This is a genomic window from Caballeronia sp. KNU42, assembly GCF_053760385.1.
In genome coordinates this window covers 2,658,690-2,671,638 of the sequence record NZ_CM132389.1, presented here as the reverse complement: position 1 = coordinate 2,671,638, position 12,949 = coordinate 2,658,690, and the positions used below count along the sequence as shown (strand labels likewise).

Sequence of the window (12,949 nt, the reverse complement as noted above, 5' to 3'; positions counted from 1 at the left end):
CGGAAGTTCGCTTCGGCACCGTCGCGCTATTCCATCACCGGATCGTTATGACACTCACCCAGCATCGAATGCGTACTCCCATTCTCACCGTCGTCATCCCGGCGTACAACGTGGACGGATACATTGAGGAGGCGCTTGATTCGGTGCTTTCGCAGCAGTACATCGACGACATCGATATTGTCGTGATCGACGATGGGTCGAGCGATTCTACGTCTGCTGTCGTCAAAAGGGTCATGGACCGGGATTCCGGCGGCCATATCCGTTTGATCCGCCAGCGTAACCGCGGACTTAGCGGCGCCCGCAACGCGGGCATCGCGGCAGTGCGGACTCCTTACGTAGGATTCCTGGATGGCGACGATATCTTCCTGCCGGATTTTTCAGCCAGCATTGTGCCGCTGTTGGCCGAAGGCACATGGGACATGCTCGAATACAACGTGTCCATTATCGATGACCATAGCCAGAACCTCGAGACTATCGAGCTGGTCCCGCAAGCCATCGGCGGCGGCAGTCCAGTCGATCACACTACGCGCATGCATTTCGCCGAGGCCTTCCACACTTTCGTTTGGGCTCGCGTCTATCGAACCAATCTGTTCGGGCCGGCGCCGTTCCCGCTTGGCCGGCATTACGAGGATATCGCGGTGGTGCCATCGGTTTATCTGAGCGCCCATTCCATGTACAAGATTGCTCGCCCTTTGATCGGTTACCGTCGCCGCTTCGGCAGCATCACACAAGGCGCGCCGGTGCAGGACGTGCGCGACTTGCAGGTGACCGGCCGGGAAGTACTTCAAAAGATCACGAACGGCGAGCAGGAAGAATTCTGGCTGACCATTTACCACAAACTGTTCAGGCGAGCGTGCCACATCTGCGCTCGCGTCGATCGGGCTTCATTCAGCGACGGATTCGTGACGATCAAACAAATGGCCGCCGATTACGAAAAGATCCAGGTAGCCCGGGCTGAAGGACATGCGTCGAGGACCGGCTCGCTTGGGCGGTTCGCGCTTGCCGTTCGTACAGACCGCACAATGAATTTTGCCAAAACCTTAGCGAAAAAGTGCCTGCGCCGCGGCCTGGATCGCCAGCCTCGCGAGCGGTCCGCGATTCCTGCCTGATACGCGTGGCGCTCTTCGGTGTTCTGGGCACAACGATGGGAGAGAGCCGCGAGATCGGCCGCATTCGTTGCTCCGCTTTTGCCGCGTCCCGGCGCAGGAAAGAGCCTATTTCCTGAAATACATCATCGGGGCATTTGGGCGCCCTACGAAGCATTGGTGCGTGAAGCCGTAACGCTTGATGATGGTCACCGCATGAACGGCGTTCGCTTCGCTGGCGCCAAAATCAAGCATACGAGAGGAGCCGTCGGTGACAATCCAACTCCCCGCTATCTGTTGCGCCACCACACCGGCTAGATCAAAAGGAATGGCGTCCTCGCCCGGCATCGCGCCGGACGGCGGCTTTCCGCCGGCTGTGAAATACATCATGGGTGGATCGGGGCGGCCAACGAAACAAATGCGATCGAAGCGGTAATGCTCGATGATCGCCTTCGCGCGCTCGGCATTCGCCTGCGACGCTCCGAAATCCAGCACTTGCTCATTGCCGTCGACAATCTTCCAGTCCCCGGAGACGTTCTGCACTTGCACGGCGGCAGGACGCAGCGGGAGGCAATCGTCCGGAGTGCTAACGAGATAGGCGCCGAGCTGCTCGGCGAGGTCGATCAAGCTGGTCGCATTGAAATCGAAGCCGGGATCGGGATGGTTGCCGGGCGAACCGCCCGGCCCCAACTCGGTCGGACGGCCCACGAAGGCGGTTCGAAAACCTTGCGCCTTGGCTGCATTCAGGTCGAAATTGTGCGCCGCTACCATCAGGATATCGGCTGCGTCGACGCCAAGGCTTGCGATCGCCATCTGATAGACGGCGGGGTCCGGCTTGTAGCGCTGCACCGTCTCGGCCGAGAGCTGCCTGTCAAACGGCAGGCTTGCGTGCGCCCGCAGCGCTGATTGCGTCGCGACGCTCATATTCGACAGCACCGCCAGCGTGTAGCGGCTGTGCAAAGCCGCCATTCCGGCCGCGACATCCGGCCAGGGCGGCAGTGCACGCCACAATTCGAAATAGTCCTGCACCGCCGCGTTGGCTTTCGTCCCCAATTGCGCTATCGGCAGGTTCGCCCGCGTCGCAGTCTGCAGGATCGTATCCGGCGGAACCCACGTTCCGCTCCACACTCCCTGCGAATAGCCGCCGATGGACCCGCTGGCAAAGGCGGCGCCGTTGACGCTGACGCCGTATCTTGCATTGAGCGGCGCGACGCCTTGCGCCAGGCCGTCATATACGTCGAACACCGTGCCAATGATGTCGAAGGTCAGGGCCTTGAGCAGCATGACAACCTCTCTATGGAATGACCGTCACGACGATCTGATGCGGCTCGAGCCGCCGCTGGTGAGCGGGACGACTTCCCGTTCACCGACGTGCAGCGTCAGCTCAGAGGGTACTGCCGGTGGCGACGCCGGAATGGGTCGTGCAATACAACAAGCTTGTTGATCGCGTGATGTACCCACAGACGAGCGTAGGTCACTGGTCCACGACAATCAAGGGAAGATTCCATATGATTTCCTCATCAAAAATGCAGATTTTTCCTTAACCTCGACTTCGGTTTGAGAGGTCGCTTCGCGATAACGAATTCAGCGGGTTAGGGCGGGCAGGAGTGCTGACAGATTTGGCTGGAGCACAAACAATTCAGGCGTCGCCCGCTCGCGAATGAGGTCTGCCGAGCCAGAATGAGCGCTTTCATTGGACGCACGGCGAGGGCGTTGATACACGCTGGCGCTATCGATGCGCCTCATTGCACAAGCAAGATTCTCCTAACGATTATCAAGATCCTCATAACTTTGTTCAGCGCCGGCGACCTAAGCTACCCGCACGTCGCAAACAAGCACACAGGTACGCAAGCGACCAGGCCACGAAGCGCCTCGACTTCTCGACATCCAGCGATGACCGCGAACGCCCGCTGCTGCTCCGCGTGATAAACCCGCCGCCCGGACTGGGCCATCAATTGCGTTTGGGAGTGAGCCATGATGCAAACGATCCTGACCACGCTGGATACCGACCTGAGCCACCTTGTTGCCTCTTTGCTGGTGTGCTTCTATGCCTGGAGCCGCTTTAACACGCCCAGCACGGTCCGCTCGCAGACCAGTCGATTCCAGTACTACGGGAGCGGCGTGACCTATGTCGCGTCCTGCGAAGGAATATTGCTCCTGATGACATGGGCGCTCACGGAGAACCCGGGGATTCTCGAATGGCTGCACATGGGTAGCGAAGGGCAAGGCGCAGAGGCGGTCTCCGGGCTTGACGCCCCGGTCGTTGCAGCGCTCATGCTTACGACGCTGCTTCCGACATTTCCGTTCCTTCGCGATCTCGACGCGAAGATGCTCTTCTTCTTTCATCGCATGGGCGCCATTCCGTTCAATGCGCTTAGATGGGCGCAGAGACTTGGGTCCGTTGATTTCACGGTGACCGACGCTCGCATGGAAAGGGCAAAGCAGTACGTCATGAGTCAGCCTGACCTGCAGGACGACCTGACCTTCCAGATGGTGAGCGATGTGGGTGGCGGCCGCATACGCCATGCCTTTACCGAGGTGGTGGTGCTCTATGTGGCATACCGGGACCTGGAAATTCAGCCACGTTTTGCCCATGCGTTCCCTGACATCGCCAACGAATTCGAATCTAAAATGGCCAACTTCTTTGCGCATTGCCTTGGCTACTTCGCAACGACAGCCCAGTTGTCGTCGCAGAGCTTGCAGCCCGCCCCGGATGCAGCCGAAAACATCAGGAAGGTGATCCTCGCGAGCGCCTACGATGTCAGGCTCATGCTCGCACGAGCGCTTCTGTCCAGTTGCAACAATGACGCGGCGGTGGCGAACAAATTCAGGAAGATGGGCTTCGCTATTCCGCTGTCGAAGCGGATACATTTACCGTATAACCTGCTCTGTCTGGACCTGCTGGGCGTGATAGCGCTTTTCGGCCTGTCCACATGGCTCTCTGCCGGAAAGATGCCCGTTGAAAAGGCGCTCGCGATTGGTATGCTTGTGGCCTTCAATCACGTAGCGGCTGCAGTCTTCGCGCTTCTGCCGAAGCAGGCATGGAATTTTGCCGACATTCGCCAGGCAAAGGAACGGCCGATACTGGCTTATCTTCTCTCCGCGCTGGTCGCGCTAACGGTGGGATTGTCGGCATCGCGTGGCTTCTATCTATTGCGCATTCACTATTTCCAGTCGAGTGGCCCGATCCTCCCCTTTGCCGCGCAGTGCAAGTGGCTGCTTCTGTCGACGACGCTCGCGTTTGCATTGGCGTTCGAGTGCGACAACTACCAGTCTGCTGTCGCGCCATCCTGGCTCAGGTGGGTCGAAGGCGCCGCTCTTGCGATCCTCATGGCATTGACTGGCGCCTTCGTGGTTCATTGGCTTAAGTCGGATCAAGTGCTGCTTCATCCGCACGACATACCACCGAAGCTGTGGGTACCGATCGGGCTGAGCGCGGCCATCGGGGCGCTGTTCGGATCCACCATTCCGCACTGGTACCGGACCTGCGTTTCGCAAATTACGAGGCCGCCTGAATCGGATCATCCGGCGGCAAGCCGCACGGAAATCCAGAGGTCCGAGCCATTCACGGGTCAGCCAGCCGCATGATTCGCACAATCCTGTAACCCTTGGACATTCACTGGTGGTTAAGTGAATGTCCGGCGGCAACCCTGAGTGACCCGGCAGGGGGTGAATGCGGTTTGCCCTGTTGGCTACGAAAAAAGAACGGAGAACAGTCATGCATCGCTCTGCCTCAGCCACAACTGGCCCGCGCCTTGTTGCACGCGCCCGTTACTTCATCCTCGAACGCTATGAGGTATTGCGGCAGAAACCTGGCCAGGTTGCCGTTCGAGCGATCGGTGATCGCTTTCTGAGTCTGTCAGAGCATGCTAGAACCGAGGCCGAGAAGCACTGGGAATGCGCATGGCTTAGCGTAGCGGCGTACGGAAGAACCAAGCCGATGCGCAATAGGCAGGCTGCATGCGAGTGCCCCATTTCATCAGTTGCAGATACCGAATTGCATGCCGCCGCCTGGACACGGTGGAAGGGCTTTCCGGATGACGAGCTTTTGTCTGCCATCGACAGTTCACATCTTCGCGTCGAGGTGTGGGAGAAAGTAAAGGGAGACTCCGTGCGCATCGCGGTGGCCTTCGGCGGAACGGTGTTCACAAGTTTGCCGGACTGGCGCTCCAATTTAAGATGGTTACTCCCAAAACGTGACGACGAATACACCGAGATTGTTAAGAGATTAGCACCGGCTTTTGCCGATGAACTCTGTCTACGCATCAAGGATGGCCGAATCCCGGATGCGGCAAACGTCCGGGTCATTTCGACGGGGCACTCCCTCGGCGGAGGCCTCGCGCAGCAGTTCGCTTACTCACTGCAAGAGCCCCCGAACTTGCCGCGAGTCACCGAGGTATACGCGTTCGACCCATCTCCCGTGACTGGTTACTACAGCGTGCCCGCCGCTCAGCGCGAGCACAACAGCCTGGGCCTCGCCATTGACCGTATCTACGAGCGAGGAGAGATACTTGCCCTGTTACGCTCGCTGACGAGCGTGTTCGTTAGACCATCAGCTGAAAATCCAAGTGTCCGGGGTGCGCGATACATGCTGTTCGCATCTGTCAATCCGATTGCCGAGCACTCGATGGTCAAGCTGGCGAAGGGACTGCAGGCGTTAGCAAATCCGGTTGTGCCCATAGATAAGCAGTAGCGGCGAATCGGCCGGGCAATGCGCGCTGCGCACCGCGAACGCGCGTCATATCGATGTTTGATCAGCAGCCGACACTCGCGCGCAGAGACAGAGAGAATCGATCCTGCGCGCCGATAAGACGCTCTCACGATAATTTTTTAGCAGCTATCACTCGACAATAATCCCGACCTCCGTAAGGCGGTAGCCTTTATGCTTCAGATGAGTCCGGAGAATACGGGCAAGCGTCGGCCCATCGCGCCGTACGAGTGCATTCAACATCCCTTCGTGTTCCGCCATTGCTTCGGTCCACCGATCTCTCGGCATCGACGCCACATACCTCGCGCGGCGAATCCTGGCATTCACTGCCCCGTACAACGAGATCAACTCCGAATTCCGCGACGCAGTCATTATCAATTCGTGGATGCGACGATTGCATGCGTAGTAGCCGCGCATGTCTTCCGCCTGATAGAACTCCAGCATTTCCATGTGAATGCGCCGCAGTTCCGCCAGCTCGTCCGCACTGATTCGCTCACACGCCAACTCGCCGCCCAAAGCTTCGAGTGCACCTGTCACCTCGTAGAGCTCGGCGATCTCCCTGAGTGTCAGCTGCACGACTCGTGCGCCGCGGTTCGGGAGCAGCACGATATGTCCCTCCGCGGACAGCATCTTCAATGCCTCGCGTAGAGGGGTGCGGGAAATACCGAACTTGGCGCATAGCTCCTTTTCCGGGATCCGGGATCCCGGGGGAAGGTCGCCGTCGATGATCATCTGGCGGATATCGTTCATCGCTTCGAGATGCAGCGTCCCGGTATTCGTCGCCAGATCATGGTCATCGGACCCCGCTGGAACATCGTTTTGCATAAATTTTTTGCTCCTTTGGGCCTGACAATCCTCAAATTATAGCGATTTACACTTATTTTGCATTCATTTTGCTTGACGCCGTTGTGCTATCAGCTAAGATCTCACTACGTTTTGCATGCAAAAATGCCAACAAAACCTGAATTGAGCATAACGAATGCCGATATTTTTATCTTTTGAATGCAAACTGGAGAATCGCATGGCCGAGAGCAACCTGGAAGCAATGGAAAACACACGGATCGACCGCGAGAAATTCGTGAACGCAATGGGTCCACGAGCGGTGATCGGCGTCATGACGCCGGGCCCCAACGTGAACGTCGAGAACGAAATGATGGATCTGCGGCCGCGCGGCGTCATCAATGCGATCGATCGATATTTCGTGCCGAACCAGAAAATTGCGGCGAACGCTGATTGGGAAACGATTATGGCGCATGTCACCGCGAACCTTGATGACTCGGTGCGCCGCCTGAACGAATGCCTGATCGATCATCTGATTCTCGGCATGTCCTCTGAGAGTTTCATGGGTGGAGAGAAGGGCAGTTTTGCTTTGCAAGAGCATCTCGAGAAGTTGTCGGGCGTTGACGTGACAATGGGCGCGCAGTCAGCGGAAGCCGCATTCAAAGCCGTCGGAGCAAAGAAGATCGCCCTCATTACGCCGTACTACCCCGTTATCGACCAGAACGCGGTCAGCTATTTCACGTCGAGAGGTTTCGAGGTGGTGCATGTTGAAGGGCTGAAGTGCCGCAGCATCATCCATGTCGGAGCGCAAACACATGAGCCGTTAATCGAGGCAGTTCACAGGTGCAACGAATACAAACCTGACGCGATCATCCAGTTGGGGACGAATCTCCACTTCGCTCAGGTTGCCGACGAGGCAGAACGCTGGATTCGCAGGCCGGTGTTTTCTGTGGGTGTGGCTATCTATTGGCACGCTCTTCGAAAACTGGGCATCAACGACCAGCGGGACGGCTTCGGTTCATTGTTTTCGCAGTATTAATTAGTCATACGAAATGTATGCCGGCGCGGAGCCCGTAGGCGCGCGACGGCCGCGGTGCTGCGCCTGGTCGGAACATATAATTCTGGAGACGAGATCATGAACGACGTAACCTGGAGATCGTCCATCTTGGGGAATCGCTGGTCCCAATTGGCGCTAGGCATCCTTTGTATGGGCCTTGTCACCAATCTGCAGTACGGATGGACCTTATTTGTCCGCCCCATGCACGAATCCAGGAATTGGAACGAAGCGGGAATCCAGGTCGCTTTTACGATTTTTGTCCTCGTTGAAACCTGGCTGATTCCCGTGGAAGGCTGGCTGGTTGACCGGTATGGTCCAAGGCCAGTTGCGGCCGCCGGCGGCCTGCTGATCGCGTTGGCGTGGTCGATCAACGGCTTGGCGACGGCGCTTCCCACGCTGTATCTCGGCTCGGCCATCGCGGGCATTGGTGCGGGCTGCGTATACGGCACCTGCGTCGGCAACGCTCTAAAGTGGTTTCCAGATCGTCGTGGATTTGCTTCCGGGCTAACGGCATCAGGCTACGGAGTAGGCGCCGCTCTCACTGTGATTCCGATTGCGAAATCCATCGACAGCGTTGGATATCAGCTCACCTTTGTCCACTTTGGGCTCATCATTGGCGGGGCCATTTTCGTCCTCGGTTGCGTGTTGCGGCGCCCGCCCGAAACGTTGGTCGCTCGCGTCGCAGCAGTCCGAAAGGCCCATTCCTGCCGCGACTACACGCCGCTGGAAATTGTTCGAAAGCCGGTGTTCTGGAGTTTATATCTGATGCTCACGCTGGTGTGTGCAGGAGGTTTGCTCGCATCGGCACAGATTGCGCCGATTGCAAGGGACTTTGGCATTGCCGCCAAGCCGATCGTCTTTGTCGGTTCGACGCTATCGCTCATCACACTGACCATGACCCTCGACAATGTTGTCAACGGTTTGACGCGTCCTTTATCCGGATTGTTGTCGGACTGGATTGGCCGCGAAAACACGATGTGCATCGTGTTTATTGGAGAAGGTATTGCCCTCGGCGGATTGGTTCTTTTCGGCCGGGCCCCGTACGCGTTTCTCGTATTCGCTCCAATGGTATTTCTTTGTTATGCAGAGCTCTATGCAATCTCGTCCGCGATCGCAGGTGACATTTTCGGTACACGTAATGTTACGGCAAACGCAGGGATGCTCTATACGACGAAAGGTATTGCGGCGCTGCTTGTGCCTCTCGGAAGCTATATCGCGAGCAGCACAGGATCATGGAACTTCGTTTTCCTGGCATGTGGCGCCGCGAGCATATCGATGGGCATTTTCGCCAAGGTCATCTATCAGCCCATGAGGGTTCGATTCGTCGCGTCAGGCAATAGTGAAGTCAATACGACGCATCGATCAAATGCCTCGGAAAAGGCCGATCCGGAAACGATCCGGCAGGCAGTCTGACTTGAGGCCTCTGTTGGTTGCATACGAAAAGTATTTCACCAATATTATGGTTAGGAAAACGAAATGAAGTCACGTTTAAAATTTACTATTGCCACGATCTTCGCTATTTCGGTTGCGCTTGGCGCGCTTCATATTTCTTCATTGAAGGCACAGACACAATCGGTTACCCGCACGGAGATACTGAAGACTGACCTGGTGGGTATGGACGGCTATGAAGGCGTTATGTATGTCACGGACGTAGCTCCCGGTGGCGTCGCGCCTCGTCATTGGCACCCTGGATACGAATTCAACTATGTTCTCAAGGGGGCCCTGAAATTCGAACCCGACGGCGAAGCCCCCCTCTTGTTGAAGGCAGGGCAAGCGACATTCAATCCGATGGGTCACATACACAAGGTGAGCAACGCGAGTACGACTGAGCCAGCACAACTGGTCGTTGTGTTGATCCACCAAAAAGGTAAACCACTCGCAATTCCGGTTCAGTAGAAACGCATTCGTCCACAAAGAGAATTGCATCAAGGCGGACACAACACCTGAACCTCAGGTATGCGCCGAAAAGCAGGCGTTCCGTTGAATTCAACGCCGTCACATTCAGACCCGAATCACTTTCGCCAAATAATTGAGGATCGAAATGCATCCAGGATATCGTCAATCAGTCATTTCATTAAGTTTCCTAACGTTTATGGTATCGAACGGTGCGATGGCGCAAGGTGAGCCCAGATCGATAACGCCGGACGCCGATGCCGTGGCATCGATACAGCAGAATTTGAAACACATTCATCTTCCTCCCGGATTCAAGATCGAGTTGTACGCCATGGTGCCCGGCGCTCGCTCGATAGCAATCGATCCAACGACTGGAACCGCCTATGTCGGCACCCGCAAGAATGCAGTCTGGGTTTTACACGATGGCGGCAACGGCAAGGCGAGTCGGGTCACGGAATTTGCCCCCACAGCGGGATTCAAGGATCCGAACGGGGTTTGTTTTGCACCTGATGGCACCATGTTCGTGGCGGAGCTCAATCGGATACTCTCGTTCACGAAGGTGAGCAGTGCCATGCCGGTTGAGAGGGACGTCGTGCCGCAGGGCCAACTCATTCCTGTCGAAGACGAAGCTTTTCCCCACGGAGCGCGGGTTTGCCGTGTCGGGCCGGACGGCAAACTGTATGTCGCAATCGGACAGCACTACAACGTGTTGCCACCCGAGAAATACGATAGCTATTACAAACTCGGCATGGGATCAATCACTCGTTTCGATACCGACGGCAACGGCCGGGAGATCTATGCTCACGGCATCCGTAATTCAGTCGGACTTGATTTCAATCCGAAAGACAAGACGCTCTGGTTCACCGACAACCAGACAGACACGCTCGGCGACGATCATCCGCCGGGTGAGTTAAATCGCGCAACCAAGGCTGGACAGGATTTCGGTTATCCCTTCTACGGTGGCGGTCATGATCGTACGGTCGAATACATGGCCAGGACACCACCGGACGGCGTCGTTTTCCCCCAGGTGGAATTGCCGCCGCATGCAGCCGACCTCGGCATGTCCTTCTACGAAGGAACGTCGTTTCCGAAGAAATATAGGGGCGGCATTTTTGACGCGGAACATGGCTCCTGGGCACGAAAGGTGCCAATTGGAGCCCAGATCATGTTCACGCATTTGAAGCCCGATGGCACTGCTGCGGGCATAGAGGTATTCGCTTCTGGCTGGCTCACCGCTGATGGGCAATACAAAGGGCGACCTGTCGACGTAGAGCCTATGAAGGATGGTTCACTACTTGTTTCTGACGACTTCGCGAGTGCGGTTTATCGGATTTCTTATGTCGGAAAATAAGGAGCGAATGTGCGAAATATTTTTCTAAACCTTGGCCTGTCAGTCGCGTTAAGTCTGGCTGCGTCAACGGGAATGACGGCCGATCCAACCGCCGGAAAGATGCGTTCAGCTCAGTGCGCTGCATGTCATGGAGCAGACGGACACGCCGTTGTTCCTGAAACGCCCAACCTGGCTGGTCAGGACGAAGACTATCTATCCGCTCAGTTGAAGGCATTCCGTTCGGGAGCGCGGAAAAGCGAAATCATGTCGGTTATCGCCAAGCCACTTACCGACGCTGAAATCGTTAATTTGGTCGCGTACTACCACAGCCTGAAATAGCCGCATCGGCGTACGCCAACCTTGCGCTCATTCCAGAAGACCCTGCCGCGGGCGACGCCAAATTCGCCTCAGGTCGAAGAACTTAGGAGACTACAAATGAAGATGACTGCCTTGCGTGCTTGCTGCTGGTCGATTGCCGCATTTTCCATTATGCCGGCGGCCCACGCGAGCGACCCCTACGTGTTCACTCAGACTTGCCCGAATGGAGACAAGATCGGGGTGGATATGAAGCACAAGACACTATCGTTTTCTCGCGGATCGCAGACATACCGTGCAACGTATGACGATGCTTATACGATGACATGGGCCAAAGACAATCCTCCGCTGCCTTCTGGTGTCAAATCAATGCCAACCGGGGGAAATTTCGGGACGGACGGAGTCTTTTTTGGAGACGGAGACGTCGACAGTAACGTTGTCTGTCCGCGGGATAAATGACGGCATGCTTTCGTCGAAATAGCATCGCTGTTTAACTGCAGTGCCGATTGCGACATTGCGTTGTTAGCAAGGCTATACGCTGGACGGTCGAGATTTACGCGCCAGAGCGTAGAGGAGTGGTCAGATTACTTTCTGACCGCAATGATCATGTTTTTCTTTATCTTAACGAAGGAGCAGCTGATGACTTGGCAAACCCCCGCTTATACCGACATGCGTTTTGGTTTTGAAGTGACTATGTATATAGCGACTCGTTAGTATCGCGGCGATGGACGTTCGAGATGACATACGCTCATCTCGAACGATGTGCTCAGCGAGGTCGGTCAGGACCTGACGTCTCGTTCGTTGATCCCACTGTTGATCTGTCGATGCGCGTGACTATCTCCAATGAAATTGAAAATACTCGGTTCATCAGCGGGAGGTGGATTTCCGCAATGGAACTGCAACTGCCGGAATTGTGATGGCGTGCGAAGCGGGTCCCTGAATGCGCAACGGCGAACACAGTCGTCGATCGTGGTTAGCGGAAACGGCGAGGACTGGTTACTCGTGAACGCATCTCCCGATCTGCCCGCACAAATTGCGGCTCACCCCGAACTCCAGCCCGCGCGTCGTGCACGCGACAGCGGCATTGCTGCGGTGGTGACCATGGACGCGCAGATCGATCACGTGACCGGACTGCTCATGCTGCGTGAGCATGATAGGCCCTTGCCGCTTTACGTTACCGATGCCGTCCTGCAGGACCTGAGCACCGGCTTTCCCATCATGTCGATACTCGCGCATTACTGCGGCGTCGAACGATACAGTGTTCCACTCGATGGAACGTCGTTCACCATTCCCGCATTGGCTGGCATACGCATTGAAGCGCTGCCGCTGTCGAGCAAGGCGCCGCCGTATTCCCCCCATCGCGAATCGCGTCAGCGCGGCGACAACATCGGGCTGACGTTCGTCGATGAACACTCCGGCAAGCGGGCGTTCTACGCGCCCGGGCTGGGTGCGATCGAGCCGCATGTACTCGAAGCGATGAACGGCGCGGACCTGTTGCTCGTCGACGGCACGTTTTGGACTTCGAACGAAATGATCGAGCTTGGTCTTTCGAAAAAAACCGCTTCAGATATGGGTCATCTCGCGCAAACTGGTGCAGGCGGCATGATCGAAGTGCTTGATTCCATCGCACGTGCGGGCGTGCGCAAGGTGCTCATTCACATCAACAACACAAATCCGGTTTTGATCGAAGACGGCCCCGAGCGACGGCGGTTGGCGGAGCACGGTATAGAAGTCGCGTTCGACGGCATGGCGTTCGAACTTTGGTAACCAATAGCGCTTCA

General features: G+C 56.6%; 13 protein-coding genes. 11 read left to right on the top strand and 2 right to left on the bottom strand.

Annotation, left to right across the window (positions count from 1 at the left end; genetic code table 11):
* Positions 1 to 68: 68 nt before the first annotated feature.
* Positions 69 to 1,109, top strand: coding sequence for a glycosyltransferase family 2 protein (locus tag ACSOSP_RS31245; protein WP_455312408.1), 1,041 nt, complete (start codon positions 69 to 71; stop codon positions 1,107 to 1,109).
* 105 nt (positions 1,110 to 1,214) lie between these two features.
* Here ACSOSP_RS31245 and ACSOSP_RS31240 read toward each other — a convergent pair whose 3' ends face one another.
* Positions 1,215 to 2,369 carry a haloacid dehalogenase type II gene (locus ACSOSP_RS31240; protein ID WP_455312407.1) on the bottom strand — a complete coding sequence of 385 codons (1,155 nt, stop codon included), beginning with the start codon at positions 2,367 to 2,369 and terminating at the stop codon, positions 1,215 to 1,217.
* A 690-nt stretch (positions 2,370 to 3,059) separates the two neighbouring features.
* Here ACSOSP_RS31240 and ACSOSP_RS31235 point away from each other — a divergent pair.
* Complete coding sequence (locus ACSOSP_RS31235) at positions 3,060 to 4,673, top strand: hypothetical protein (RefSeq protein ID WP_455312406.1); 1,614 nt, start codon at positions 3,060 to 3,062, stop codon at positions 4,671 to 4,673.
* Between the two features lie 130 nt (positions 4,674 to 4,803).
* Complete coding sequence (locus ACSOSP_RS31230; RefSeq protein WP_455312405.1) at positions 4,804 to 5,778, top strand: lipase family protein; 975 nt, start codon at positions 4,804 to 4,806, stop codon at positions 5,776 to 5,778.
* Between the two features lie 147 nt (positions 5,779 to 5,925).
* Here ACSOSP_RS31230 and ACSOSP_RS31225 read toward each other — a convergent pair whose 3' ends face one another.
* Positions 5,926 to 6,618 carry a GntR family transcriptional regulator gene (locus ACSOSP_RS31225; protein WP_455312404.1) on the bottom strand — a complete coding sequence of 231 codons (693 nt, stop codon included), beginning with the start codon at positions 6,616 to 6,618 and terminating at the stop codon, positions 5,926 to 5,928.
* 196 nt (positions 6,619 to 6,814) lie between these two features.
* On the opposite strand from ACSOSP_RS31225, the gene ACSOSP_RS31220 reads away from it, so the two are divergent.
* The 8 genes from ACSOSP_RS31220 (at position 6,815) to pqqB (ending at position 12,935) form a co-directional block, all read left to right on the top strand.
* A complete protein-coding gene (locus ACSOSP_RS31220) occupies positions 6,815 to 7,612 on the top strand; it encodes a maleate cis-trans isomerase family protein (RefSeq protein ID WP_455312403.1) in 798 nt (265 codons plus the stop codon).
* A 54-nt stretch (positions 7,613 to 7,666) separates the two neighbouring features.
* A complete protein-coding gene (oxlT, locus tag ACSOSP_RS31215) occupies positions 7,667 to 9,043 on the top strand; it encodes an oxalate/formate MFS antiporter (RefSeq protein ID WP_455312402.1) in 1,377 nt (458 codons plus the stop codon).
* Positions 9,044 to 9,106: 63 nt separating this feature from the next.
* Entirely contained in the window at positions 9,107 to 9,526 is a 420-nt protein-coding gene (locus ACSOSP_RS31210) for a cupin domain-containing protein (RefSeq protein ID WP_455312401.1), read from the top strand.
* 214 nt (positions 9,527 to 9,740) lie between these two features.
* Positions 9,741 to 10,874, top strand: a complete 1,134-nt coding sequence (locus ACSOSP_RS31205) for a PQQ-dependent sugar dehydrogenase (protein ID WP_455312400.1) — start codon at positions 9,741 to 9,743, stop codon at positions 10,872 to 10,874.
* A 9-nt stretch (positions 10,875 to 10,883) separates the two neighbouring features.
* Positions 10,884 to 11,192, top strand: coding sequence for a c-type cytochrome (locus tag ACSOSP_RS31200; RefSeq protein WP_455312399.1), 309 nt, complete (start codon positions 10,884 to 10,886; stop codon positions 11,190 to 11,192).
* Positions 11,193 to 11,288: 96 nt separating this feature from the next.
* A complete protein-coding gene (locus ACSOSP_RS31195) occupies positions 11,289 to 11,627 on the top strand; it encodes a hypothetical protein (RefSeq protein ID WP_455312398.1) in 339 nt (112 codons plus the stop codon).
* Positions 11,628 to 11,807: 180 nt separating this feature from the next.
* A complete protein-coding gene (pqqA, locus tag ACSOSP_RS31190) occupies positions 11,808 to 11,882 on the top strand; it encodes a pyrroloquinoline quinone precursor peptide PqqA (protein ID WP_455313729.1) in 75 nt (24 codons plus the stop codon).
* Positions 11,883 to 12,011: 129 nt separating this feature from the next.
* Positions 12,012 to 12,935, top strand: a complete 924-nt coding sequence (pqqB, locus tag ACSOSP_RS31185; protein WP_455312397.1) for a pyrroloquinoline quinone biosynthesis protein PqqB — start codon at positions 12,012 to 12,014, stop codon at positions 12,933 to 12,935.
* The last annotated feature ends 14 nt before the right edge of the window (positions 12,936 to 12,949 follow it).